This window comes from Pseudomonas sp. RIT-PI-r (assembly GCF_001297015.1).
Lineage (GTDB): Bacteria > Pseudomonadota > Gammaproteobacteria > Pseudomonadales > Pseudomonadaceae > Aquipseudomonas.
This window is the reverse complement of the sequence record NZ_LIGE01000036.1, coordinates 188,977-213,691: the sequence shown is the minus strand read 5'-3', so window position 1 is coordinate 213,691 and position 24,715 is coordinate 188,977. Positions and strand designations below refer to the sequence as shown.

Sequence of the window (24,715 nt, the reverse complement as noted above, 5' to 3'; positions counted from 1 at the left end):
TGGCGACAGTAAAACCCACGCAATAAAAAAGAGGCCCTGAACAGGGCCTCTTTTTTTTGCGCTTGAATCGTTATATCCGACCGAGTAACAGCAGCACTAGCAGCACTACCAATACCACGCCGATAATGCCCGAAGGACCATAACCCCAACTTCTGGAGTGCGGGAAGACCGGCAGACCACCGATCAGCAACAGGATCAGGATAATGATTAGAATTGTGCCCATGTCGATTTCCTTGTTGAGAGAGTTCGAGAAGTCTTGGTGTTCAAGGGGCGACTGGAGACTAAGTAATTCCAGACGGCTTACAAATTCCGACTGGTGCGAGTGAAAGAAAATTCAATGTTTTTTTAATGTATTTGGATCACTCGCTTATTTCCTTTGTAGCGAAAAGATCACAGCCTCGTTTCACTCGACAGCACCTACACGAATCCATGTAGGAGCTGCCGAAGGCGGCGATCTTTTGATCTTGCATTCAGCAACTTGATGGAGCGTGGGCGCGCGCACAACCTTCGCTACACTCCGCGCATCTTCCCCGGAACAACAAGGCTCTCTGCTATGCAAAATCGCATGATGATCACTGGCGCGGGCTCAGGCCTGGGTCGCGAAATCGCGCTGCGCTGGGCGCGCGAAGGCTGGCAACTGGCGCTGTCCGACGTCAGCGAGCCCGGTCTGCAGGAAACCCTCAAATCAGTTCGTGAGGCTGGTGGCGACGGCTTCATCCAGCGTTGCGATGTGCGTGATTACAGCCAACTGACTGCGTTCGCTCAGGCCTGCGAAGAGAAACTCGGTGGCATCGACATCATCGTCAACAACGCCGGTGTGGCGTCGGGCGGGTTCTTCAGTGAACTGTCGCTGGAAGACTGGGACTGGCAGATCGCGATCAACCTGATGGGCGTGGTCAAGGGCTGCAAAGCCTTCCTGCCGTTGCTGGAACAAAGCAAAGGCAAGATCATCAACATTGCCTCGATGGCGGCGCTGATGCAGGGCCCGGCGATGAGCAACTACAACGTGGCCAAGGCTGGCGTAGTGGCGCTTTCGGAAAGTCTGTTGATCGAACTGGCGCAACAGGAAGTCGGCGTGCATGTGGTGTGCCCGTCGTTCTTCCAGACCAACTTGCTCGACTCGTTCCGTGGCCCTACTCCGGCAATGAAAGCGGCGGTCGGCAAGTTGCTGGAAAGCTCGCCGATTTCCGCAGCGGACATCGCTGACTACATCTACCAGCAAGTCGCTGCCGGCGAGTTCATGATCCTGCCGCACGAACAAGGACGCATGGCCTGGGCGATCAAGCAGAAGAACCCGCAACTGCTCTATAACGAGATGACTTCGATGGCGGAGAAAATGCGCGCCAAGGCCAAACAGAACAACGGCTGACCTTGCCCATTGCAGACGGCGTCGTTAGGGTGGCCGCAATGGTCACCCTGTCGAGACGCGTCAATGCTCAATTACTTGTGGTTTTTCCTCGCGGCGTTGTTTGAAATCGCCGGTTGTTTCGCTTTTTACATGTGGCTGCGCCAGGGCAAAAGTGCATTGTGGGTGATCCCGGCGCTGCTCAGTCTGACCTTGTTTGCGCTGTTGTTGACGCGTGTCGAAGCGGGCTATGCCGGTCGCGCCTATGCCGCTTACGGCGGCATCTACATTGTTGCTTCGGTTGGCTGGCTGGCGGTGGTCGAGCGCGTTCGGCCTCTGGGGTCAGACTGGATCGGCATGGCGTTGTGCGTGATCGGCGCCAGCGTGATTCTGTTCGGTCCACGGTTTTCCGCCGCTTGAGTCGAAGGTTGTTTAACGATTTGCAGGAAAGGTCTGAAGGATGTTGCGCAGGCCGGTGTAGGGCATTACTGATTTGCCCGGCGTGCATTGAACAGCCGCCGCAAGCCGCGCATCTTCAGGGTTCGCTAACCCTGGAGGATGACCCTCATGCTTGTACTCAGCCGTGTTGTCGGTGAGTTGATTTCAATCGGTGACGACATTTCCCTGCGCGTGCTGTCGGTAAACGGTTCCAGCGTGCGCTTTGGCGTCGAAGCGCCGCAAAAGGTCAATGTGCATCGCGCAGAAGTCTATGACCGGATCAAGCGCAAGCAGGCCACCGAGAAGGCCCGCTGAGGATTTTCAGTCGAACAGATGCTTGGGGACGTCGTGCTTGAGCATCAGTTGGCACTGTTCGCTTTCCGGATCGAAGACGATCAACGCCTGCCCCTTGGTCAATGCCTGGCGCACGCGCAGCACGCGGGTTTCCAGCGGCGTGTCATCGCCGTTGTCGGTGCCGTCGCGGGTGACGAAATCTTCGATGAGGCGGGTGAGGGTGTCGACTTCAAGAGCGTCGTAGGGGATGAGCATGGGGCACCTCGGTCAAATCAATGTCGGGATGCTACGGCGATTGCTGTTTGCCTGCCAGTTTTGTGTTGGATGGGCCGGCCCATTCGCGAGCAGGTCGAATCGTCGCACCGTCGCTCCCACATGGGAACGCATTCCGAATGTGGGAGCGACGGTGCGACGATTCGACCTGCTCGCGAAGGCGATTGCCCAGATGATGGAGATTTAACTGTCGGAACGCTGCCCCACCAGACTGTCCACCGACGGCACCCGCGTATCGCTTTCCATCTGCGTGTCATGTTCGATCTGATGACTGAAGCGATCCAGCGAAGCATTCGCCGGCGCCGCATCGCTGGCGAATACCGGCGGGCTCAGAATATAAGCGCCCAACAACCGGCTCAACGCTGCCAGACTGTCGATGTGCGTGCGCTCATAACCATGGGTTGCATCGCAGCCAAAGGCGAGCAGCGCCGTACGAATATCGTGCCCGGCGGTCACAGCCGAATGCGCGTCGCTGAAGTAGTAGCGAAACAGATCGCGGCGCACCGGCAATTCATTTTCACTGGCCAGGCGCAGCAAATGCCGCGACAGGTGATAGTCATACGGCCCGCCGGAATCCTGCATCGCCACACTCACCGCGTGTTCGCTGGAGTGTTGCCCCGGCGCGACCGGCGCAATGTCGATGCCGACAAATTCGCTGACATCCCACGGCAATGCCGCCGCCGCGCCGCTGCCAGTTTCTTCAGTGATGGTGAACAGCGGATGGCAATCGATCATCAGTTCCTGGCCGCTGTCGACGATGGCTTTCAGTGAGGCCAGAAGCGCAGCAACGCCAGCCTTGTCATCGAGGTGTCGAGCGCTGATATGGCCGCTTTCGGTGAACTCCGGCAGCGGATCGAAGGCCACCACGTCACCGACGCTGATGCCCAGCGAATCACAATCGGCCTTGGTCGCGCAGTAGGCGTCCAGACGCAGTTCGACGTGATCCCAACTGATCGGCATTTCATCGACTGCAGTGTTGAAGGCATGCCCGGAGGCCATCAGTGGCAACACACTGCCGCGAATCACGCCGTTGTCGGTAAACAGGCTGACGCGGCTGCCCTCGGCAAAACGGCTCGACCAGCAACCGACGGGGGCGAGGGTCAGACGACCGTTGTCTTTCACCGCGCGCACGGCGGCGCCGATGGTATCCAGGTGCGCCGAAACCGCGCGGTCAGGGCTGTTCTTCTTGCCCTTGAGCGTGGCGCGAATGGTGCCGCGCCGGGTCATTTCGAACGGGATGCCGAGTTCTTCCAGACGTTCGGCAACGTAGCGCACGATGGTGTCGGTGAAGCCGGTAGGGCTGGGAATGGCGAGCATTTCCAGGAGGACTTTTTGCAGGTAGTTGAGATCCGGTTCGGGGATTTGCGGGGTCATGGAAACTCCTGATGGGTTGAGCACTGATCGTTCCCACGCTCTGCGTGGGAATGCAGCCCGGGACGCTCTGCGTCCCAAATGGACGCGGAGCGTCCGGTGAGGCGTTCCCACGCAGAGCGTGGGAACGATCAGGAAATGTCAGACAGCCGGCTGACTGTGCGGAAACAACAAATCGACAAACCGCTCCGCCGTTGGCTGCGGCTCATGGTTGGCCAGCCCGGCGCGTTCGTTGGCCTCGATGAATACGTACTCCGGTTGATCCGCCGCCGGCACCATCAAGTCGAGACCGACCATCGGTATGTCCAGTGCCCGCGCCGCACGCACCGCCGCATCGACCAGGGTCGGATGCAGAATTGCCGTGACATCCTCCAGCGTGCCGCCGGTGTGCAGATTCGCCGTACGCCGCACGAACAGATGCTCGCCGGCCGGCAAAACACTGCTGTAGTCATACCCGGCGGCATGCAAGGTGCGCTGGGTTTCGTGATCCAGCGGAATCTTGCTCTCACCGCTGGTGGCCGCTTGCCGTCGCCGACTCTGGGCTTCGATCAATGCGCCGATCGAATGCTGACCATCGCCGACCACTTCTGCTGGTTTGCGAATCGCTGCCGCGACCACTTCAAAACCGATCACCAGAATCCGCAGATCAAGGCCTTCGTGGAAGCTCTCCAACAGCACGCGGCTGTCGAATGACTTCGCCGCTTCGATCGCCTGCTGCACCTCTTCGATGCTCTGCAAATCCACCGCCACGCCTTGGCCCTGTTCACCGTCGAGCGGCTTGACCACCACGCGTTGATGCTCATCGAGAAAGGCCAGATTGTCGTCGGCATTGCCCGCCAATTGCTGAGACGGCAGATTCAGACCGGCCGCTTTCAGCACCTTGTGCGTCAGGCTTTTGTCCTGACACAGGCTCATGCTGATCGCGCTGGTCAGGTCGCTCAACGATTCGCGGCAGCGCACGCGACGACCGCCATGGCTGAGGGTGAACAGCCCGGCATCGGCGTCATCGACCTGCACATCGATGCCACGCCGATGGGCTTCTTCAACGATGATCCGCGCATACGGATTGAACTGCGCCTCCGGCCCAGGGCCGAGAAACAGCGGCTGATTGATGCCGTTCTTGCGCTTGATCGCGAAGGTCGACAGGTTGCGGAAACCAAGCTTGGCGTAGAGGCTTTTGGCCTGACGGTTGTCGTGCAGTACCGACAGATCCAGATAGCTCAAACCGCGACTCATGAAGTGTTCGACCAAGTGCCGCACCAACACTTCACCGACGCCCGGACGCGAGCACTGCGGATCGACCGCCAGGCACCACAGGCTGCTGCCATTCTCCGGATCGTTGAATGCTTTTTGATGATTCAGGCCCATGACGCTGCCAATCACCGCGCCGCTGTCCTCGTCCTCGGCCAGCCAATACACCGGGCCGCCCTGATGATGCGGGGTCAGCAGCGTGGCATCGATCGGCAACATGCCGCGTGCCGAATACAGCTGATTGATCGCCTGCCAGTCCGCCTCGCTCTGCGCGCGGCGAATACGGAAGCCGCGAAACACCCGGGTGGCCTGGCGGTAATCGCTGAACCACAGGCGCAAGGTATCGGATGGATCAAGGAACAGTTGCGTCGGTTCCAGCCCTAGAATCTGCTGCGGCGCAGCGACGTACAAAGCAATATCACGCTCGCCCGGTTGCTCGTTGAGCAACTCCTGCGCCAGCGAGGCCGGATCGGGAAAGGTGTGGCCGATCAGCAACCGGCCCCAGCCGCAATGCACGGCAATCGGGTCGGCAGCGAGGGTGCTGCCATCTTCGGCCAGGCGCGCCTGCAAGCGCTCGTAGGACGGCGTCTGGCCGCGTATCAGCCGTTGGTTAATGGCCGTGGCGTGGGGTTTCATCGATCAGATTCCTTGTTCACTGAGCCACAGGTTCAGGGCCGCCAGTTGCCACAGTTTCGAACCGCGCAACGGCGTCAGTTGGCCTTGCGGATCAGTCAGCAATTTGTCGAGCATGGTCGGGTTGAACAGGCCGCGATCCTGACTCGGATCGAGCAGCAGTTCGCGCACCCAGTTCAGCGTATCGCCCTGCAAGTGCTTGAGGCCGGGCACCGGGAAATAGCCTTTTTTGCGGTCGATCACTTCGCTCGGAATCACTCGGCGTGCAGCTTCTTTCAAGACTTGCTTGCCGCCATCGGGCAGCTTGAATTGGCCCGGTACACGCGCCGACAGTTCGACCAGTCGATAATCGAGAAACGGCGTGCGCGCTTCCAAACCCCAGGCCATGGTCATGTTGTCGACGCGTTTGACCGGGTCGTCGACCAGCATCACCGTGCTGTCCAGACGCAGCGCTTTGTCCACGGCGGCATCGGCGCCGGGCTGGGCGAAATGTTCCTTGACGAAGTCGCCGGCAGCATCATTCTCGGTCAGCCATTGCGGTTGCACGGTGGCGGCGTAGTCGTCGTAACTGCGGTCGAAAAACGCGTTGCGATAGGCCGCGTAAGGATCGGCCGCGCCGTCGACTTGCGGGTACCAGTGATAACCGGCGAACAGCTCATCCGCGCCTTGGCCGCTCTGCACCACCTTGCAGTGCTTGGCCACTTCACGGGACAGCAGATAGAAGGCGATGCAGTCATGGCTGACCATCGGCTCGCTCATCGCGCGGAACGCGGCGGGCAATTGCTCGATGATTTCTTTTTCGTCGATGCGCAATTGATGGTGCTGGGTGCCGTAGTGTTTGGCGATCAGATCCGAATACTGGAACTCGTCGCCGCGCTCACCGCCGGCATCCTGGAAACCGATGGAAAAGGTCGAGAGGTTCTCGACGCCGACTTCACGCAACAGACCGACCAGCATGCTCGAATCGACACCGCCGGACAGCAGCACGCCAACATCGACTGCCGCACGTTGACGAATCGCCACCGCCTCGCGGGTGCTGTCGAGGACGCGATCGACCCAGTCTTCCAAGGTCAGATTTTTCTCATCGTCGTGTGGGCCGTAGGGCAGGGTCCACCAGGTTTTCTGTTCGGTGGTGCCATCGGCTTCAACGCGCATCCAGGTGGCTGGCGGCAACTTTTCAATGCCCGCCAACAAAGTGCGTGGAGCAGGCACCACGGCGTGGAAATTCAGGTAATGGTTAAGCGCCACCGGATCGAGGATCGGGTTGATGTCGCCACCCTTGAGCAGCGCCGGCAGGGCCGAAGCAAAACGCAAGCGCTGACCGGTGCGCGACAGGTACAGCGGCTTGACGCCGAGACGGTCGCGGGCAATGAACAGACGCTTGGCGTCGCGCTCCCAAATGGCAAACGCAAACATGCCGTTGAGTTTCGGCAGCAGCGCTTCGCCCCAGGCGTGGTAACCCTTGAGCAGCACCTCGGTGTCGCCACCGGAGTAGAAGGCATAGCCCAGCGCTTCGAGCTCAGCGCGCAATTCCGGGAAGTTGTAGATCGCGCCGTTGAAGGCCAGTGACAGGCCCAGTTGGCTGTCGATCATCGGCTGCGCCGAGCCGTCCGACAGGTCCATGATTTTCAGGCGGCGATGGCCCAGGGCAATCGGCCCTTGGGCATGAAAGCCCCACGCGTCGGGGCCGCGAGGCGCCAGGTGATGGGTGATTCGCTCGATGGCTGCAAGGTCTGCAGGTTGTTGATCAAAACGTAACTCGCCAGCTAATCCGCACATAAAGTCCTTACCGGTTTTTCCGTTGGGGAGGGTGTTTCTTCAGCGGCCGACATGGCCGCTACTCAGAAACTGACCCGGTGCGGTTGTGGGAGTTTTAGAACGATAAGTTATAAGTGACGGCGTCAGACCGGCGGGGCACCGTTGCGGCGCCCGTGGTATCCAGTCATTTGCCGCGAATCAGGCGGCGCAAGGCAAAGCGGTTCGGATGGCAGGCTTCGGCGACACTTCTTGGTAGCGGCAACGGTTCGTTATCGAGCCAGGCGGCTAGCAATTCACCCGACAGTGGCGCGGTGATCAGGCCGCGCGAGCCGTGACCGCTGTTGACGTACAGACCATCAAGCCATGGGCAGGCAATGTCCGGAACCAGACGGGCATCTTTGCTCAGTGCCGCGTACGCCTCGAGAAACGCTTCGCGGTCAGCGAGAGGGCCAACGATCGGCAGATAATCCGGGCTGGTGCAACGGAAGGCTGCGCGGCCCTGAAGATCTTCGACCAGCTGTTCGCCGATGTGCAGGCGCGTGACGAGATCGGTAGAGATCTCTTCGAGCATCGCCAGATTGCCCACGTGTTCAGCGGTGGTCGGATTCAGATCATCGTTGTTGAAGTCAAAACTGGCACCGAGGGTATGTTCGCCCAAACGCGCAGGGGCGACGTAGCCTTCGGCGCAAACCACCGTAGTCAACGCCTGACTTTGCGGCGTTTCGGCGAGGCAGGTGATTTGCCCGCGAATGCGTTTGAGCGGCAATTCGGCACTTTGCGCAAAACGCTTGATCTCGGCAGCGCCGGCCAGCACCACCACCGCAGCGCTGGCGAGCAAGCGCTCGCCGTCGAACGCTTGCCACTGGTCATCGACCTTGCGTAGCTCCAGCGCTTCTTGATGGCTGAGCAGTTCGATATTCGCCTGCGCCGCTTGCGCCTGACACAACGCGGGCGGATGCACCCAGCCGCCTTCGGGGTAGTACAAACCACCGTGGGCCAGGCCGACCCCGGCGCGGTTTTGCGCCTCGGGTTGCTCCAGCCATTGCAGCAAATCTTCCGGGAACGCCGCCGCCAATTGCGCGTGACGCTCGGCTTCCTTTGCATTGAACGCCAGTTGCAGCACGCCGCAGTCGTCCCAGTCCGTGCCGCGTTGCAGGCTTTCCAGCAGACGGCGGGTGTAGCCGAAACCGCTGACGATCAACTGCGACAACGCCGTGCCATGCGCAGACAACTTCAGATACAGCACGCCCTGTGGATTGCCCGAGGCTTCTTGCGCCACGCGAGCGTGACGTTCAAGCAGACTCACCTGCCAACCGCGTGCGGCCAGGCTGGATGCCGTGGCGCAACCGGCCAGACCGGCGCCGATCACCAGCGCCCGACGCTCACCGTTGACGGCAGCAGGGCGGGCGAACCAGGGCTTTTCAGGAACGGGTGGGGCGACTTCCGGCGGCCAGCCAAGGAACTCGCCACGGAGGATTTCCCACTTGTGGCCGATGCCGGGCGTGCGTTTCATCTTGAACCCGGCAGCGTTGAGCAAGCGCCGTACCCACCCGGTACTGGTAAACGTGCTGATGGTCGAGCCGGGTGCCGCCAGGCGTGCCAGCTCGACGAACAGTTCAGCCGTCCACATATCCGGGTTTTTCGCCGGGGCGAAGCCATCGAGAAACCATGCGTCGATCTGCGCGTCGAGTTGCGGCAGTTGTTCCAGCGCATCGCCGATCAGCAGGGTCAGGGTGACGCGACCGTTGGCCAGGGTGATGCGCTGAAAGCCTTGATGGATCGCCACGTAATGTTTGAGCAACTGATCGGCCAGTGGCTTGAGCTCTGGCCACAGTGCCAATGCCCGTTGCAGATCGGCCGGGCTCAACGGGTACTTTTCGACGCTGACGAAATGCAGCCGCGCACCGGCCACCGCGTGTTGCTCGAACAACTGCCAGGCGCAGAGAAAATTCAGCCCGGTGCCGAAGCCGGTTTCGCCGATGACCAGGCGACCGCTTGCCGACAAGGCGGCAAACCGTTCGGCCAGACGGTTTTGTTCGAGGAACACATAACGGGTTTCATCCAGACCTGACTTGTCGGAAAAATACACGTCATCGAACACGCGCGAACGCGGGCGTCCCTGGTCATCCCAGTCGAGTTGGGCGTGGGGCAATACGGGCTTCATGGCAGGCTCGGCAACGACAAGGCGGCCATTCTAGCTGATCGGACGAGGGCTGCTTGATCCATGGCAAGGCTTGATTCGGGGGTGTCGTGGAAAATGGCAAAAGATCGCAGCCTGCGGCAACTCCTGCAGGGTGGATCGTATTCCAATGCAGGGACTGCCGCAGATTGCGATCTGTTCAGAGGTTGTCATCATCCGCTAGTCTTGCTGAACCCTGGAAGGAGCCGTCCCATGTTTGAATCCGCAGAAATCGGTCACGCCATCGACAAAGACACCTACGAGGCCGCCGTCCCCGCGCTGCGTGAAGCACTGTTGGAGGCGCAGTTCGAATTGCAGCAACAGAAGCGCTTCCCGGTGATCATCCTGATCAACGGCATCGAAGGAGCGGGCAAGGGCGAGACGGTCAAGTTGCTCAACGAATGGATGGACCCGCGCCTGATCGAGGTGCGCACCTTCGATCAGCAGACCGATGAAGAACTGTCGCGGCCACCGGCGTGGCGCTATTGGCGGATGCTTCCGGCGAAGGGGCGGATGGGGATTTTCTTCGGCAATTGGTACAGCCAGATGCTCCAGGGGCGGGTGCATGGGCTGTTCAAGGATCCGCGCCTGGATCAGGCTATCGCTGGTGCCGAACGCCTGGAAAAGATGCTCTGCGACGAAGGCGCGCTGATCTTCAAGTTCTGGTTTCACTTGTCCAAGAAACAGATGAAAGCGCGGCTCAAAGCACTGGCCGACGACCCTCTGCACAGCTGGCGCATCAGCCCGCTGGACTGGCAGCAATCGCAAACCTACGACAAGTTTGTCAAATATGGTGAACGTGTGCTGCGCCGTACCAGTCGCGACTACGCGCCATGGCATGTCATCGAAGGCATGGATGCCAACTACCGCAGCCTGGCCGTTGGCAAGATTCTCCTCGAGGGTTTGCAAAGTGCGCTGAAGCGCCCGGACGTTCATCCGCATGATGTCAGCGCCGCACCGCTGGGTACACCGGTGGATCACCTCAACCTGCTCGACAGCCTCGACCTGACCCAGCGTCTGGACAAGAAGGACTACGAGGAACAATTGATCACCGAGCAGGCGCGGTTGTCCGGGTTGATGCGCGACAAACGCATGCGTCGCCACGCACTGGTCGCGGTGTTCGAAGGCAATGACGCGGCCGGCAAGGGCGGAGCGATCCGTCGAGTTGCGGCGGCGCTCGATCCACGTCAATACAACATCGTGCCGATTGCTGCGCCGACCGAAGAGGAGCGCGCGCAGCCGTACTTGTGGCGTTTCTGGCGACATATTCCGGCGCGCGGCAAGTTCACCGTGTTCGACCGCTCCTGGTACGGCCGAGTGCTGGTGGAGCGTATCGAAGGTTTTTGTACACCCGCCGACTGGCTGCGCGCCTATGGCGAGATCAACGACTTCGAAGAGCAACTGGCTGACGCCGGAGTGATCGTGGTCAAGTTCTGGCTGGCCATTGATAAAGACACGCAGATGGAGCGTTTCCAGGAGCGTGAGGAAATCCCGTTCAAGCGCTTCAAGATCACCGAAGACGACTGGCGCAACCGTGACAAATGGGACGATTACCGCGCCGCCGTGGGCGATATGGTCGATCGCACCAGCAGCGAAATCTCGCCCTGGACCCTGGTCGAGGCCAATGACAAGCGCTGGGCGCGGGTCAAAGTGTTGCGCACGATCAACCGTGCGCTGGAAGACGCCTTCGAGAAATCCGACAAGCGCGCGAAGAAACACAAGGACTGAGCCGATAGACGCGCATACGCGGGGTGAATGATTGTCGCGGTCGGTAATCGGGTGGACTTATGCTCGGTCTACTCTCAACCGACAACAACAATGAGGTATGCCATGCGTGAAGTGGTGATCGTCGACAGCGTGCGGACTGGCCTGGCCAAATCCTTTCGCGGCAAGTTCAACCAGACCCGTCCCGATGACATGGCGGCTCATTGCGTCAACGCCCTGCTTGAGCGCAACGACATCGACCCGGCCAGCGTCGAAGATTGCATCGTCGGCGCCGGCTCCAACGAAGGTGCGCAGGGCTACAACATCGGCCGCAACGTCGCGGTGCTGTCGCGTCTGGGCACCGGCACCGCCGGCATGACCCTCAACCGTTTCTGCTCGTCGGGCCTGCAGGCGATCGCGATTGCTGCCAACCAGATTGCTTCGGGCTGCAGCGACATCATCGTCGCCGGCGGCGTTGAATCAATCAGCCTGACGATGAAAAGCGTCAACACCGATCACCTGATCAATCCGCTGCTCAAACAGCAGGCGCCGGGCATCTATTACACGATGGGGCAGACCGCCGAAGTGGTCGCGCGGCGCTATGGCGTCAGCCGTGAGGCGCAGGATCGTTATTCCCTGCAAAGTCAGATTCGTACCGCTCAGGCGCAGGCCGCCGGGTTGTTCAACGATGAAATCGTGCCGATGGCGGTGAAATATCGCGTCGAGGACAAGAACACCGGCGAGGTGCAGATCCTCGACGGCGTGGTCGATCGCGACGACTGCAACCGTCCGGACACCACCTACGAAAGCCTCGCCGGGCTGAAACCGGTATTTGCCGAAGACGGTTCGGTGACGGCGGGCAACTCGTCGCAGCTGTCCGACGGTGCGTCGATGACACTGGTGATGAGCCTGGAGAAAGCCTTGCAACTGGGGCTCAAGCCGAAAGCGTTTTTCCGTGGCTTTACCGTGGCCGGTTGCGAGCCGGACGAGATGGGCATCGGTCCGGTGTTTTCGGTGCCGAAACTGCTCAGGGCCAAGGGCTTGCAGGTGGCGGATATCGATCTGTGGGAATTGAACGAGGCGTTTGCTTCGCAGTGCCTGTACAGCAGGGATCGGCTGGAGATCGACAACGACAAGTACAACGTCAATGGCGGCTCGATTTCCATTGGTCACCCGTTCGGCATGACCGGATCGCGGCAGGTCGGGCATCTGGTGCGTGAGTTGCAGCGGCGTAATTTGCGTTATGGGATTGTGACGATGTGTGTGGGTGGCGGGATGGGGGCGACGGGGTTGTTTGAGGCAGTGCGCTAGGGCAAAAAGAGTTTTGCAGACCTGTCGATTGCTATCGCGAGCAGGCTCACTCCTACAGTTGGAATGCGTTCCCCTGTAGGAGTGAGCCTGCTCGCGATGGCATCAACCGGTTGTCCGATTGGAATCCAGAAGCTGCATCCGCGCGATATAAGCCTTTATTTCCTGCTCAGCCTTCTCGGCACTGTCGAAAGGCCCCTCAAGGGTATTCTCCCGAGTGCTGAAAAACAGTTCGCCATTGACCCGGCACACCCGGTCGCTGCGAAAGTGCATTTCGGGGGCGCTGTCGCGGGCGCGCATTCCTAACATGATCGGTCTCCTTGGCTGCTGTGCTGGAAGGGATCCAATGAGCTTATGCGTGAAGCACTTGGCGCGCGCGCTCAGCCGATCAACGGCAACGCGTCAATTAAATGCTGCGACCTGCACAGTTTCATTCGCGTCCTGAGCGCAACTGTCCCTGTGTCGGGCCAGGTAGCGCGCCTAGAATGAGCGCACTTGTCAGCAGGCTTTTGGGGTTTCCATGCACATTTCATCCGGTCGCTGGGTCTACGGTCTGTTCCTGGCGCTGCTGACCGCGTTTCTGTGGGGCATCCTGCCGATCAAACTCAAGCAAGTCCTGATGGTGATGGACCCGGTCACGGTGACCTGGTTTCGTCTGCTGGTGTCCGGTGGTTGCCTGTTCATTTATCTGGCTTCGGTCAAGCGCCTGCCGAGTCGCAAAGTGCTCGGGCCCAAGGGCGGCTGGCTGGTGCTGATGGCAGTGCTCGGCCTGGTTGGCAACTATGTGTTGTACCTGATGGGCCTCAATCTGCTCAGCCCCGGCACCGCGCAATTGGTGGTGCAAATGGGCCCGATCATGTTGCTGATCGCCAGTCTGTTTGTGTTCAAGGAGCGTTTCAGCATCGGCCAGGGCATTGGCCTGGTGGTGCTGTTGATCGGGTTTGTGCTGTTCTTCAATCAACGGCTAGCGGAGTTGCTGACGTCGCTGTCGGATTACACCGCTGGTGTTTTGCTGGTGTTACTGGCGTCGACGGTCTGGACGTTCTATGCGCTGGGCCAGAAACAACTGCTGACGGTATGGAATTCGCTGCAGGTGATGATGGTGATCTACCTGTTCTGCGCGTTATTGCTGACGCCGTGGGTGCATCCGCTCGAAGCACTGAGTCTGAACCCGCTGCAGGGCTGGCTGCTGCTGGCGTGCTGCATGAACACGTTGATTGCCTACGGTGCATTTGCTGAAGCGCTGGCCCATTGGGAGGCATCGCGGGTCAGTGCGACGTTGGCGATCACGCCGCTGGTGACGTTTGGCGCGGTGGCGATTGCGGCGCGGATCTGGCCGGAATACGTGCATGCCGAGCAGATCAACGGGCTCGGGTATGGCGGGGCGGTGCTGGTGGTGTTGGGCTCGGCGCTGGTGGCGTTGGGGCCGTCGTTGATTGCCGGGCTCAGGGCGCGGCGGATGCGTATGGCCTGAAGATCAAAAGATCGCAGCCTGCGGCAGCTCCTACACAGGTCGCATGTAGGAGCTGCCGAAGGCTGCGATCTTTTGCTTTTTAACCCTTGGCGCCAGCCTCGATCATGTTTTCCGGCCGCACCCACGCATCAAACTCTTCATCGGTCAGATACCCCAACGCCAACGCCGCCTCACGCAAGGTCAGTCCTTCGCTGTAAGCCTTCTTGGCAATCTCCGCCGACTTGTCATAGCCGATGTGCGGGTTCAGCGCCGTCACCAGCATCAACCCACGCTCAAGATGTCGCGCCATGACCTCGGCATCCGGCTCCAGCCCGGCAATGCAGTGCTGCTGGAAGTTGCTGCAACCGTCGGCAAGCAAGCGAATCGATTGCAGCAGGTTGTGGATGATCACCGGTTTGTACACGTTCAACTGCAAGTGACCCTGACTGGCGGCAATGCCGATGGTCACGTCGTTGCCCAGCACCTGACAGGCGAGCATCGACAGCGCTTCGCACTGCGTCGGGTTGACCTTGCCCGGCATGATCGAACTGCCCGGCTCATTGGCCGGTAACCGCACCTCGGCAAAACCTGCGCGGGGCCCGGAGCCAAGCAGACGCAGGTCGTTGGCGATTTTCATCAGCGCCACGGCGAGGGTTTTCAGTGCGCCGGAGAGGCTGGTCAGCGGTTCGTGGCCGGCCAGCGCCGCGAACTTGTTCGGCGCGGTAACGAATGGCAGACCAGACAGCGCCGCCAGCTCAGCGGCAATCGCTTCACCAAAACCGTGCGGAGAGTTCAGCCCGGTGCCAACCGCTGTACCGCCCTGAGCCAGTTCACACACCGCTGGCAGTGCGGCGCGAATAGCGCGTTCGGCGTAATCGAGTTGCGCTATGAACCCGGACAGCTCCTGACCGAAGGTAATCGGCGTCGCGTCCATCATGTGCGTGCGCCCGGTTTTCACCAGTTTCATGTGCCGCGCGGCCAGTTCGGCCAAACCGCCGGACAGCTCGGCGATCGCCGGCAGCAATTGTTCCTGCACGGCTTGCGCGGTGGCGATGCTCATGGCGGTCGGGAAGCAGTCGTTGGAGCTTTGCGAGCGATTGACGTGATCGTTGGGGTGCACCGGCGTCTTGCCGCCGCGCGGGTTGCCGGCCAGTTCGTTGGCGCGACCGGCGATCACCTCGTTGACGTTCATGTTGCTCTGCGTGCCACTGCCGGTCTGCCAGACGACGAGCGGGAACTGGTCATCGTGCTGACCGTCGAGCACTTCGTCGGCTGCCTGTTCGATCAGGCGGGCGATGTCGGCGGGCAGGTCGCCGTTGCGGTCATTGACGCGGGCGGCGGCTTTCTTGATCAGGGCCAGGGCGTGCAGCACCGGCAACGGCATGCGCTCCTGACCGATGGCGAAGTTGATCAGCGAGCGTTGCGTCTGAGCACCCCAGTAGGCGTCGTCCGGGACTTCGATCTGGCCCAGGCTGTCGGTTTCGATACGGCTCATCGTGCACACTCCTGTTGGTCTGTTTGCGCAGTTTAGGCCGGCATCGGCCGTGGTGGTTCCATCGAGCCGATTGTTGACCGGTAAAACCCGGCCAATCAAGCGCGGCAAGGCTCGGGGGTTGAGCCGCAGCGTTTTTTAGGCGCAGAATGGTCGCCCTTGGGGTTTGACCTCGCCTAGCTGAAAAGGAAACTCGATGACTCGTCTTCGTGCCATCTGCACCGCGGTTGCACTGGTTTGCGCCAGCGGCCAGGTGCTTGCCGATACCGCCAGCCACAACGCCAGTGCTGAAGCTTTTCTGACCCTGGCGCACGCTGACAAGCTGGGCACTCCGGTGTACATGCAAGTGCAGCAAATGTTCGCTCAGCGTTTCGAGCAGACCAAAGCCCCGGAAGCCAAGAAAGCCGTTCTGGAAACCTACCAGGCCAAGGCCAACGCCGCGCTCGACCAGGCCATTGGCTGGAACAAGCTGAAGCCGGACATGGTCAAGCTCTACACCACCAACTTCAGCGAATCGGAGCTGAAGGATCTGGTCGCGTTCTACCAGTCGCCACTGGGCAAGAAAGTGCTGGAAAAAATGCCGCAGCTGACGCAGCAATCGGCCCAGATGACCCAGGCCAAACTGGAAAGCGCCGTACCGGTCGTCAACAAGCTGCTCGACGACATGACCAAAGAGCTGGCTCCTGCAGCTGCACCGGCCAAGAAGAAGTAAGCGGAGTTCGTGATGACCATGCAACAACGCATCGAATCGACGCTGGCCCTGCTTCAGCCCGAACATCTGCAAGTGCTGGATGAAAGCCACATGCACAGTCGCGGGTTGCAGACGCACTACAAGGCAGTGGTGGTCAGCGCGCAGTTTGACGGCCTGAACCGGGTCAAGCGCCACCAGAAAGTCTACGGCACGCTCGGCGAGCTGATGGGCGAGTTCCATGCGTTGGCGCTGCACACCTACACCCCGCAGGAATGGGCAGAGATCGGCGCCGCTCCGGCGTCGCCAACCTGTGCCGGCGGCAGCAAGCATTAAGCTTCGGTTTTTTGCTAGAATCCGCAACGCGCCGCTCACCCGGCGCGTTTTTTTTTCAATCCGGTTCACCCTTTGCGAGGGTAGCCACCTGGAGAAATACCCATGACACAACCGATTGTCGTGGCGGCACTGTATAAGTTCGTCACCCTCGAAGATTACGTCAACCTGCGCGAGCCCCTGCTGCAAGCGATGGTCGACAACCAGATCAAAGGCACCCTGCTGATCGCCGAAGAAGGCATCAACGGCACGGTGTCCGGCACCCGCGAAGGCATCGACGGCCTGCTCGCCTGGCTGAAGAACGACCCACGCATGATCGACATCGATCACAAAGAGTCGTACTGCGACGAGCAGCCGTTCTATCGCACCAAGGTCAAACTGAAGAAAGAGATCGTCACCCTCGGTGTCGAAGGCGTCGACCCGAACAAAAAGGTCGGCACCTACGTTGATCCGCAAGACTGGAACGCGTTGATCAGCGACCCGGAAGTGCTGTTGATCGACACGCGCAACGATTACGAAGTGTCGATCGGCACCTTCGAAGGCGCCATCGATCCGAAAACCACCAGCTTTCGCGAATTTCCCGACTACATCAAAGAGCATTTCAACCCGGCCGTGCACAAGAAGGTCGCGATGTTCTGCACCGGCGGCATCCGCTGCGAAAAAGCCTCGAGCTACATGCTCGGCGAAGGCTACGAAGAGGTCTACCACCTCAAGGGCGGTATTCTGAAGTACCTCGAAGAGGTGCCGCAGGAAGAAACCAAGTGGCAGGGCGACTGCTTCGTGTTCGACAACCGCGTGACCGTGCGTCACGACCTCAGCGAAGGCGACTACGATCAATGTCATGCCTGCCGCACACCGGTCAGCGTTGAAGATCGCGCCTCCGAGCATTACGTCGCCGGCATCAGTTGCCCGCATTGCTGGGACAAACTGAGCGAGAAGACCCGGCGCAGCGCCATTGATCGGCAGAAGCAGATCGAACTGGCCAAGGCGCGCAACATGCCGCACCCGATCGGCTACAACTACAAGCAAGCATCCACCGAGGCTTAACCATGTCTGCACGTCTGCTCTATGTGATGGATCCGATGTGTTCATGGTGCTGGGGTTTTGCTCCGGTGGCCAAGGCATTGGTCGAGCAGGCGCAAGCAGCCGGGGTCGAGTTGCATCTGGTGGTTGGCGGTTTGCGCACCGGCAGTGGTTCGGCGCTGGAGCCGACCACGCGTCGCTACATTCTTGAACACTGGCAAGCGGTCACCGAGGCCACTGGCCAGCCGTTCAAGTTCGAAGGCGCGTTGCCCGACGGTTTTGTCTACGACACTGAACCGGCCTGCCGGGCGATCGTTACTGCGCGCAGTCTGGCCCCGGACTGCGCGTGGACCCTGGTCGGACTGATCCAGCAGGCGTTTTACGCTGAAGGTCGCGATGTCACCCAGGCCAGTGTGCTGGTGGAGCTGGCAGAGCAGGCCGGCGTCCCGCGTATCGAATTTGCCGCGCTGTTCGATCATGCCGATCAACACAAGGCGACCCAGGCCGATTTCAGTTGGGTGCAGGATCTGGGGATCGCCGGATTCCCGACCTTGCTCGCCGAGCGCAATGGTCAATTGGCGCTGCTGACCAACGGCTACCAACCACTCAGCGAACTCTCGCCTTTGCTCGGTCGCTGGCTGGAACGTGCGGCCTGTGTCTGACCTGGCCGATGACACTCCAGCCGTAAAGCGTGTCGACCGGCTGAGCTGGGCAGAAGTCCGGCGTCTGGCACTGCATCACAAAAAATCCCTGTGGATCGCCAACGGCGTGGCCGTGCTGGCGACGCTGTGCAGCGTGCCGATCCCGTTGCTGTTGCCGTTGCTGGTCGACGAAGTCCTGCTCGGCCACGGCGATGCAGCACTGAAAGTGATGAACCACGTGCTGCCCACGATGTGGCAGCAGGCGGCGGGCTATATCGGCCTGATGCTGGTGGTCACGCTGACTCTGCGTTGCAGCGCGTTGTGTTTTGGTGTGTTGCAGGCGCGGCTGTTTGCACGGTTGGCCAAGGACATTGTCTATCGCATCCGCGTGCGTCTGATTGAACGGCTGAAGCGGATTTCCCTCGGTGAATACGAAAGCCTTGGCAGCGGCACGGTGACGACGCACCTGGTCACTGATCTGGATACCCTCGACAAGTTCGTCGGCGAAACCCTCAGCCGTTTTCTGGTGGCGATGCTGACCCTCGTCGGCACCGCGAGCATCCTGATGTGGATGCACTGGAAGCTGGCACTGCTGATTCTGCTGTTCAACCCGTTGGTGATCTACGCCACAGTGCAGTTGGGCAAGCGGGTAAAACACCTGAAGAAACTCGAGAACGACAGCACGTCGCGCTTCACTCAGGCGCTGAGCGAAACCCTCGATGCGATCCAGGAAGTGCGCGCCGGTAATCGCCAGGGCTACTTCCTCGGGCGCCTCGGTCTGCGTGCGCAGGAAGTGCGCAACTACGCGGTCAACTCCCAATGGAAAACCGACGCCTCCAATCGCGCCAGCGGTCTGCTGTTCCAGTTCGGCATCGATATTTTTCGCGCGGCGGCGATGCTCACCGTGCTGTTCTCCGACCTGTCGATCGGGCAGATGCTCGCGGTGTTCAGTTACCTGTGGTTCATGATCGGCCCGGTCGAACAGTTGCTCAATCTGCAGTACGCCTACTACGCAGCCGGCGGAGCGCTGACGCGGATCAACGAGTTGCTCGCGCGTGCCGACGAGCCGCAATATCCTGGTGGCGTAGATCCGTTCAAGGGCCGCGATACCGTGGGGATAGAGGTGCAAGGACTGAGTTTTGGCTACGGCGATGAGCTGGTCCTGGACCAGATGAACCTGTCCATCGCACCCGGCGAGAAAGTGGCGATTGTCGGTGCCAGTGGCGGCGGCAAAAGTACCTTGGTGCAATTGTTGTTGGGGCTTTATACGCCACTGGCGGGAACCATCCGCTTCGGTGGTTCGACCCAGCAGGAAATCGGCCTGGAACTGGTCAGGGAGAACGTCGCCGTTGTGTTGCAACACCCGGCGCTGTTCAACGACACCGTACGTGCCAACCTGACCATGGGCCGCACCCGCAGCGACGAAGCGTGCTGGCAGGCATTGGCAGTCGCGCAGATGGAAGCGACCATTCGGGCCTTGCCGGACGGTCTCGACAGCATCGTCGGTCGCTCCGGCGTGCGCCTTTCCGGTGGTCAGCGTCAGCGTCTGGCCATTGCGCGGATGATCCTTGCCGAGCCGAAAGTGGTGATCCTCGACGAAGCCACCTCAGCCCTCGACGCTGCCACCGAGTACAACCTGCATCAGGCCATGGCACGCTTTCTCAATGGCCGCACCACGCTGATCATTGCCCATCGCCTGTCGGCGGTGAAGCAGGCGGATCGGGTGCTGGTGTTCGATGGCGGCCAGGTGGCCGAGGATGGCGACCATCAGCAACTGATTGCCGATGGTGGCTTGTACGCCAAGCTTTACGGGCATCTGCAGCGCCTGTAATCAACCCCAGAGCACTTGCAGTGCGGCGTCCCCACCGTCATGACCGAACTGCTTCATCACCACTGAACAGGACTCGCACGGGCGCATGGTCGTGGCGATGTCGATTGCACGAATTTCCGTCGGGTCCGGGTATTTCTCGCGAATCACACTGATCAGCTTGCTTTCACTGTCCAGCGAAGTGGGGCGGCTGGTCTGTGTCGGCTGGTAGGTTTTCAGCTCCTTGATGGTCAGTGGCACCGCCAGCAGTTGACCTTGCTCGGTCACTTCCAGAGATGTGCGCGGGAAGGCAGAGTTGTAGTCGATATTGATGTAGGTAGTCTGCCCGATCCGCACATGTTCGCCGCCCATGTGCCGAAACAACGGCAGGCGCTGGGTGCTGCCCTGTGCGCCGGAGACGCTGACGTAAATTTCCCGCTGGCCGCTGGCGGTGGTGACTTCGGCGAATGCGATGTTGCGTGGGTTGAGCGGGCGTTCGCGCATGGGCAGCAGGTTTTGCAACTTCTGCATCGCGCCGTCGATGCGCAATGCCGCGCTGCTATTGGCCGGGTTGATGGTCGGTGACAGAAACAGCGTGTCGAATATTTCCGCGGTTTTCAATCGAAAGGCTTCTGGCGCTTCTTTGCTGCGTGCCCACGTGGCGGCACCCTCGGGCAATCGGGTGACGATCATTCGAGTGGAGTGATCGAACATCAACGCCTCCCCCGGACTGGTGTCGACTTTCAGCCATTTCATATTGTTCGCCGGTAGCGCACTGGTGCCGATGGGAATAGCGATCTGCTCCATGGTATGCATGGCGCGCTGCACCGCTTCGAGCCCATGGATGCGCACGATGTTGTTGGCGTGCAGCGATCCGGTGTAAACCGTCAGTAGTTCGGCGCCCAGTGTGTCGTTGGCCAGTTCGGCAGGCGACAGGCGATTGAACGTCAAACGGTTGCCCGGGATTTCTCCTTTGCGGATGCTCGCCAGATAGTACTCATGGCTGTTGATCCGCAGGAAAACGTAAGAGGCCGAATCGTCGATGGCGGGGACCAGAATCGCTCCGATCTGATGCGTGTCATTGATCCCGTCATAACTCCCGCCGGTCTTTACGCGGGCGAAAATCCCTTTGCGAAATTGCAATGTTGCCTGAATCTGCTGCCTGGGTATCAGCCGGCCATTTCTGAATCCAAGGCGGGCGAGATCATCTCTGAACAGCGTCGGGCGGTTATCGAGGATTCGGTACAGCTTGGCGTCGACCGCCAGAAAGGTACCGTTTTGCCTGGCCAGCGCGGCCGGTTCCGAGATCCTGTCGCCGAACCATGGGGCGTAGCCTTTGTCTTTGTCCACCGTGCCAAGGGCTGGAGTCGGTGCCGGTTCGCCCGTGGTGTAGCTGACGCGGCAGTCGTCCTGGCGCCCAGGTGCGCGTCGCGGCCGGCAGGGTAGTAACGTCCAGTTTCGGCTGTCATCGATCAGATCGACCCGCCGCAGTTCTTCGCCGTCGAGCCGATACGGCGCGTCGTCGATCAGCACGGTGTGGTGTCCGTCAGCTTCAGGCAAGTGTTGCACACGGGTTTTTTCGGGTAGCTTGATGGTGATCTGATTGGCCGTTTTGTCCATGCCGTTGTAGCTGGAGCGCCCCAAAGCAAAATCATGCTCCTGGCGCGTCAACCGTGGGCCAAATGGACGCTCCGACAGCGGGTCCAGCACGTGATAACTGAAGTCGCTGATGGCAACGTTGCGCACCGGAACGTCATCGATGCCTTTGACCGCGGCCAATTGGTCCGAGTGGCTCAAGGGTTTCCAGCGACCGACGTCGAGTGCTTGGGGAAGACTGTGCAGCAGGTCATATTCAGCGCTTGTGCCGGCGAGGCGTTTGAGTCGCGATAATGCCTTTTTTTCCAGATGAATCACGGCCCGCACAGTGCTGGTCAACCCCTTGCCACCAAGGCTGAGCAGGGCCGGCGCGGCATCCAGGGGGTTGAGGTTGTTCAGGCTGGACAGCAATAGCTTTTTAGACAACTGCGCCATGCTTGGCAGCGCGACGCGTATGGCCATTTTGCCGGCTACGACGGCGAGACGGATGCTGCCGGCGACGAACTTGCCCAAGGGAATCGCGAACGACACGATGTCGAGGAGTAATCCAAAGATGCCCAGCGCACGTTTGCCGGGATCGTTCGAATGCAGGTCTTCGAGGCTGCCCCAGAACGGGATAAATCCCTTCAGTGCATGTATCCAGTGCTTGTTGAGGCCTTCGCGTTCGAAGCGGGTTTCTCCCCACGCTTCGCTGTACAACGCCTTCTCATCGACATACAAATGATCGGTAGCGACGAGCGCGCTGATCTGCACGGTTCTCGCCGAGGTAAACGTCAGGTTTGCCCAGGTGTTGTGGTGTGCCTCGGGAATAGCCGAAGGGGCAAGAGCGTCGCCCAGCGGGTCGAGAACGGCGAGACAAAAAGCACCGCGCTTGGGGACCGAACCTTTCTTGTGGGCGTTCAAATCGAATGGCAGGCGGTGCAGGTGGACCCTGGCGAGGCCTTCGTCCTGGATTTTTCCGTCTTTTGGCGGAGGCCTTCGCGACAGCAGTCCGTCGAGATGCGAGACGGACACATCCCCGCGTTTGCGTATCACACCGGCGCGCGGCAGACATTCGTAAAAATGCTCAGAACCCCGATAGCTCGCGCGCAGAATAAAGCCCATGCGCGCCCGCTGCAGTTGCATGCTTTCGGGCGATTCCGAACGACCAGCGATGTTGTGGGCCTGATCCCTGAGACAGTAAGCCCTCACTTCGCCGTGCTCCAGCGCCTGGCGGTCTGCCCATGGCAGGGTGACCAATTGTGTTTTTATCAGGTACTCATAGGCATTCATGAGCTTGCGCAGGTAACCCTTGAACTGCTTGTCGAACAACGATTTGATATCGGGCAAGGTCCTCATGTGCGGGAAGCGCGATAGCGGCTGACCAGGGCCTTTGGCGTTGATAAAGCCGCTCCTCAGCGTTCGGTCTGCCGACAGGCTGATCCATTCACTGGTGGTCTTGCCGTTATCGCTGACATACCACCGAGTGTCGGGTTCCAGCCCGCCGGATGCATAGACCTCCAGCAATGGCCAGATTGGCAACGTCACGTCGGGAGTGTCAAAGATGCTGCGCCGGGCTCGGTTTGGCGGTTGATGGTGATGGCGCTTGAGGTGAATCCTGGTGTGGTCGTACAGGTCGTTGGCAAGCGCTCGATGCAATTGCTGTTTGGCCAGTGCCAGCCGTTGTGGCGGCTCGATATCCAGACACAGAATCGCTTCGTTCAGTTGCGCTTTATGATCCTCCAGCGCCTGCAGGGCGTCGTGCCCGAAAGGTTGATCGTCGTCAGTTTCGGCCGCTGGCCGTGCGCCGGTTGCCATGGCCCAAGTCTGTGCGGCCGCAACTCGGGTCAAGGTAATCACGGTCATCAGCTCGGCGTTGGCGTTTGCGCTTTTTTTCATCGGCAAGTCGATCAACTGCTGAAAGGTCATTTGTTGCAACGATTCGGGGTCGAGGGCATGCGCGAGTTGCACGCCGTGCACGAAATTGACCCAGACCGCCGAAGCCCCGTACGGCAGATCATCAGGGATACCGCGAACCTGAAAATCGAAGGGAAACTGCGCCAGGCACACCCATCCCAATAAAGCCTTTTCAGCCTGTGTCGAGGCTTGTTGCGATTCTTCCAGATGCTGGAAAAATTCCTCGCGAATGTCTGCGTAGCTTTTCCCATAGTGATGGCGTGGTTCCAGCGAATACCCGGCAACCTGCATCGAATGGCCCTGTCGGGGTACGTCGTACCACAGGCGCAATGCTTCCAGAAACAGATGTGCAGCGATGTCGGGAATCGTCTGTTCATCGGGGAGGGCGCCGTACCAACCCAGTGTTTGCAGCAGACGCTGGCCAAGGCGTTGGGCCGATGGTGTGTCGAGCAGGCGTTCCAGACAGGTTGCAGGCAGGGTTTGCAGTTGCTTGAGCGTGTAGGGAGGCGTGACTTCTCTGGCCAGGTAGTTGATCAGCGATAGCTCTTTACCGCTGAGAAACGCCCCGATCACATCGTGAATAACCGCGATGTCGTCGCCGCTCATCAATGCCGCCAACTGCGGGCTGTTTGGCAGGTTCAATCGATGGCTGGCGCGTTGTTCCTCGACCTCGTCGATCAGCCGGGCCAAGCCAGAGGCATCCTTTTCGGCGGGTAGCGTAAAGCCGGAAAAACTCACAAGCTGCGCCAATGGCAGCAGCCTGTTGGAACGCAGGTGTCCACCTATACTCAGCAACGCGCGCTGGAACTGACGAATCTTGCCAGTCGTCTGGGTCACGTCCTTGATGGTGTAAACCTCATCACCGTCATCACCCCTGGAAGTGGTGAAGCGGCAATGATCGGCCGCAGCGCTGACGTAGGTGAGTCCCTTCGATGCTTGCAGCTGCCGGGTCAGCAGCGGGTCGCCGGCGTCCTCGATCAGCGCAAGAAACAGGCGTTGCGCATGATCGTGTGCCAGGCCGAGGCGAGAATGGGCTTGCGGCGACAGGTAAAAGCTCTCCAGCGAGGTGGCTGCGCTGTGCACAGCACGCATCGCCGCGATCATTGCGCGGTATTCGGCCTGTTGAGCGGTGTGGCGTTGCTGCGGGGTTACCGGTAAGTTCATGGGGAGCGGCTCAGAAGTGTTCGATGGCCGTCAGTGTCAAAGTATTCTGTGCTCTCGGTGCGGTACAT

The 24,715-nt window shown here is 60.1% G+C and carries 20 protein-coding genes; 11 read left to right on the top strand and 9 right to left on the bottom strand.

Annotation, left to right across the window (positions count from 1 at the left end; genetic code table 11):
* Window positions 1-70: 70 nt before the first annotated feature.
* A complete protein-coding gene (locus AK821_RS29625) occupies window positions 71-229 on the bottom strand; it encodes a DUF3309 family protein (protein ID WP_169432680.1) in 159 nt (52 codons plus the stop codon).
* Between the two features lie 324 nt (window positions 230-553).
* On the opposite strand from AK821_RS29625, the gene AK821_RS21355 reads away from it, so the two are divergent.
* The 3 genes from AK821_RS21355 to csrA all read left to right on the top strand — a co-directional run bounded on the left by AK821_RS21355 (window position 554) and on the right by csrA (window position 2,098).
* On the top strand, window positions 554-1,369 hold the full coding sequence (locus AK821_RS21355) for an SDR family oxidoreductase (protein WP_064391468.1): 816 nt from the start codon (window positions 554-556) through the stop codon (window positions 1,367-1,369).
* Window positions 1,370-1,432: 63 nt separating this feature from the next.
* Window positions 1,433-1,765: a YnfA family protein gene (locus AK821_RS21350; protein ID WP_064391467.1), complete on the top strand. Its 333-nt coding sequence runs from the start codon at window positions 1,433-1,435 to the stop codon at window positions 1,763-1,765.
* Between the two features lie 147 nt (window positions 1,766-1,912).
* Window positions 1,913-2,098: a carbon storage regulator CsrA gene (csrA, locus tag AK821_RS21345; protein ID WP_064391466.1), complete on the top strand. Its 186-nt coding sequence runs from the start codon at window positions 1,913-1,915 to the stop codon at window positions 2,096-2,098.
* Between the two features lie 6 nt (window positions 2,099-2,104).
* Here the strand turns inward: csrA and AK821_RS21340 are convergent, their stop codons facing one another.
* The 5 genes from AK821_RS21340 to mnmC all read right to left on the bottom strand — a co-directional run bounded on the left by AK821_RS21340 (window position 2,105) and on the right by mnmC (window position 9,527).
* Window positions 2,105-2,332, bottom strand: a complete 228-nt coding sequence (locus AK821_RS21340; protein ID WP_003192759.1) for a YheU family protein — start codon at window positions 2,330-2,332, stop codon at window positions 2,105-2,107.
* A 201-nt stretch (window positions 2,333-2,533) separates the two neighbouring features.
* On the bottom strand, window positions 2,534-3,724 hold the full coding sequence (locus AK821_RS21330; RefSeq protein ID WP_008088578.1) for an osmoprotectant NAGGN system M42 family peptidase: 1,191 nt from the start codon (window positions 3,722-3,724) through the stop codon (window positions 2,534-2,536).
* 138 nt (window positions 3,725-3,862) lie between these two features.
* Window positions 3,863-5,608, bottom strand: a complete 1,746-nt coding sequence (gene ngg, locus AK821_RS21325; RefSeq protein WP_064391464.1) for an N-acetylglutaminylglutamine synthetase — start codon at window positions 5,606-5,608, stop codon at window positions 3,863-3,865.
* A gap of 3 nt (window positions 5,609-5,611) precedes the next feature.
* Window positions 5,612-7,384 (bottom strand): N-acetylglutaminylglutamine amidotransferase, encoded by a 1,773-nt coding sequence (locus AK821_RS21320; protein ID WP_064391463.1) that lies wholly within the window; start codon window positions 7,382-7,384, stop codon window positions 5,612-5,614.
* A 163-nt stretch (window positions 7,385-7,547) separates the two neighbouring features.
* The gene (mnmC, locus tag AK821_RS21315) at window positions 7,548-9,527 is read right to left on the bottom strand and encodes a bifunctional tRNA (5-methylaminomethyl-2-thiouridine)(34)-methyltransferase MnmD/FAD-dependent 5-carboxymethylaminomethyl-2-thiouridine(34) oxidoreductase MnmC (RefSeq protein WP_064391462.1); all 1,980 of its coding nucleotides are present in this window, start codon (window positions 9,525-9,527) and stop codon (window positions 7,548-7,550) included.
* A gap of 228 nt (window positions 9,528-9,755) precedes the next feature.
* Between mnmC and pap the strand changes: the two genes are divergently transcribed.
* Entirely contained in the window at window positions 9,756-11,270 is a 1,515-nt protein-coding gene (gene pap / locus AK821_RS21310; RefSeq protein WP_064391461.1) for a polyphosphate:AMP phosphotransferase, read from the top strand.
* Window positions 11,271-11,372: 102 nt separating this feature from the next.
* Complete coding sequence (locus AK821_RS21305) at window positions 11,373-12,557, top strand: thiolase family protein (RefSeq protein WP_064391460.1); 1,185 nt, start codon at window positions 11,373-11,375, stop codon at window positions 12,555-12,557.
* 102 nt (window positions 12,558-12,659) lie between these two features.
* Here the strand turns inward: AK821_RS21305 and AK821_RS21300 are convergent, their stop codons facing one another.
* Window positions 12,660-12,863, bottom strand: a complete 204-nt coding sequence (locus AK821_RS21300; protein ID WP_064391459.1) for a DUF6316 family protein — start codon at window positions 12,861-12,863, stop codon at window positions 12,660-12,662.
* Window positions 12,864-13,074: 211 nt separating this feature from the next.
* Between AK821_RS21300 and AK821_RS21295 the strand changes: the two genes are divergently transcribed.
* Complete coding sequence (locus tag AK821_RS21295) at window positions 13,075-14,028, top strand: DMT family transporter (protein WP_064391458.1); 954 nt, start codon at window positions 13,075-13,077, stop codon at window positions 14,026-14,028.
* A gap of 79 nt (window positions 14,029-14,107) precedes the next feature.
* Here AK821_RS21295 and AK821_RS21290 read toward each other — a convergent pair whose 3' ends face one another.
* Entirely contained in the window at window positions 14,108-15,502 is a 1,395-nt protein-coding gene (locus AK821_RS21290) for a class II fumarate hydratase (RefSeq protein ID WP_064391457.1), read from the bottom strand.
* Window positions 15,503-15,695: 193 nt separating this feature from the next.
* On the opposite strand from AK821_RS21290, the gene AK821_RS21285 reads away from it, so the two are divergent.
* The 5 genes from AK821_RS21285 to AK821_RS21265 all read left to right on the top strand — a co-directional run bounded on the left by AK821_RS21285 (window position 15,696) and on the right by AK821_RS21265 (window position 20,015).
* Window positions 15,696-16,211 (top strand): DUF2059 domain-containing protein, encoded by a 516-nt coding sequence (locus AK821_RS21285; RefSeq protein ID WP_064391456.1) that lies wholly within the window; start codon window positions 15,696-15,698, stop codon window positions 16,209-16,211.
* 12 nt (window positions 16,212-16,223) lie between these two features.
* Window positions 16,224-16,523 (top strand): BolA family protein, encoded by a 300-nt coding sequence (locus AK821_RS21280; protein ID WP_064391455.1) that lies wholly within the window; start codon window positions 16,224-16,226, stop codon window positions 16,521-16,523.
* A 102-nt stretch (window positions 16,524-16,625) separates the two neighbouring features.
* On the top strand, window positions 16,626-17,567 hold the full coding sequence (gene trhO, locus AK821_RS21275; protein WP_064391454.1) for an oxygen-dependent tRNA uridine(34) hydroxylase TrhO: 942 nt from the start codon (window positions 16,626-16,628) through the stop codon (window positions 17,565-17,567).
* 35 nt (window positions 17,568-17,602) lie between these two features.
* Window positions 17,603-18,205 carry a DsbA family protein gene (locus AK821_RS21270; protein ID WP_177330972.1) on the top strand — a complete coding sequence of 201 codons (603 nt, stop codon included), beginning with the start codon at window positions 17,603-17,605 and terminating at the stop codon, window positions 18,203-18,205.
* Window positions 18,198-20,015, top strand: coding sequence for an ABC transporter ATP-binding protein (locus AK821_RS21265; RefSeq protein WP_064391452.1), 1,818 nt, complete (start codon window positions 18,198-18,200; stop codon window positions 20,013-20,015). The genes AK821_RS21270 and AK821_RS21265 overlap by 8 nt, the downstream gene beginning before the upstream one ends.
* On the opposite strand, the gene AK821_RS21260 is transcribed toward AK821_RS21265, so the two are convergent.
* On the bottom strand, window positions 20,016-24,647 hold the full coding sequence (locus tag AK821_RS21260; RefSeq protein ID WP_064391451.1) for a deaminase domain-containing protein: 4,632 nt from the start codon (window positions 24,645-24,647) through the stop codon (window positions 20,016-20,018).
* Window positions 24,648-24,715 lie beyond the last annotated feature (68 nt).

Coding starts and splice junctions, on each gene's coding strand:
- AK821_RS21355 (WP_064391468.1), top strand. CDS start 554: ATGCAAAATCGCATGATGATCACTGGCGCGGGCTCAGGCCTGGGTCGC.
- AK821_RS21350 (WP_064391467.1), top strand. CDS start 1,433: ATGCTCAATTACTTGTGGTTTTTCCTCGCGGCGTTGTTTGAAATCGCC.
- csrA (WP_064391466.1), top strand. CDS start 1,913: ATGCTTGTACTCAGCCGTGTTGTCGGTGAGTTGATTTCAATCGGTGAC.
- AK821_RS21340 (WP_003192759.1), bottom strand. CDS start 2,332: ATGCTCATCCCCTACGACGCTCTTGAAGTCGACACCCTCACCCGCCTC.
- AK821_RS21330 (WP_008088578.1), bottom strand. CDS start 3,724: ATGACCCCGCAAATCCCCGAACCGGATCTCAACTACCTGCAAAAAGTC.
- ngg (WP_064391464.1), bottom strand. CDS start 5,608: ATGAAACCCCACGCCACGGCCATTAACCAACGGCTGATACGCGGCCAG.
- AK821_RS21320 (WP_064391463.1), bottom strand. CDS start 7,384: ATGTGCGGATTAGCTGGCGAGTTACGTTTTGATCAACAACCTGCAGAC.
- mnmC (WP_064391462.1), bottom strand. CDS start 9,527: ATGAAGCCCGTATTGCCCCACGCCCAACTCGACTGGGATGACCAGGGA.
- pap (WP_064391461.1), top strand. CDS start 9,756: ATGTTTGAATCCGCAGAAATCGGTCACGCCATCGACAAAGACACCTAC.
- AK821_RS21305 (WP_064391460.1), top strand. CDS start 11,373: ATGCGTGAAGTGGTGATCGTCGACAGCGTGCGGACTGGCCTGGCCAAA.
- AK821_RS21300 (WP_064391459.1), bottom strand. CDS start 12,863: ATGTTAGGAATGCGCGCCCGCGACAGCGCCCCCGAAATGCACTTTCGC.
- AK821_RS21295 (WP_064391458.1), top strand. CDS start 13,075: ATGCACATTTCATCCGGTCGCTGGGTCTACGGTCTGTTCCTGGCGCTG.
- AK821_RS21290 (WP_064391457.1), bottom strand. CDS start 15,502: ATGAGCCGTATCGAAACCGACAGCCTGGGCCAGATCGAAGTCCCGGAC.
- AK821_RS21285 (WP_064391456.1), top strand. CDS start 15,696: ATGACTCGTCTTCGTGCCATCTGCACCGCGGTTGCACTGGTTTGCGCC.
- AK821_RS21280 (WP_064391455.1), top strand. CDS start 16,224: ATGACCATGCAACAACGCATCGAATCGACGCTGGCCCTGCTTCAGCCC.
- trhO (WP_064391454.1), top strand. CDS start 16,626: ATGACACAACCGATTGTCGTGGCGGCACTGTATAAGTTCGTCACCCTC.
- AK821_RS21270 (WP_177330972.1), top strand. CDS start 17,603: ATGTGTTCATGGTGCTGGGGTTTTGCTCCGGTGGCCAAGGCATTGGTC.
- AK821_RS21260 (WP_064391451.1), bottom strand. CDS start 24,647: ATGAACTTACCGGTAACCCCGCAGCAACGCCACACCGCTCAACAGGCC.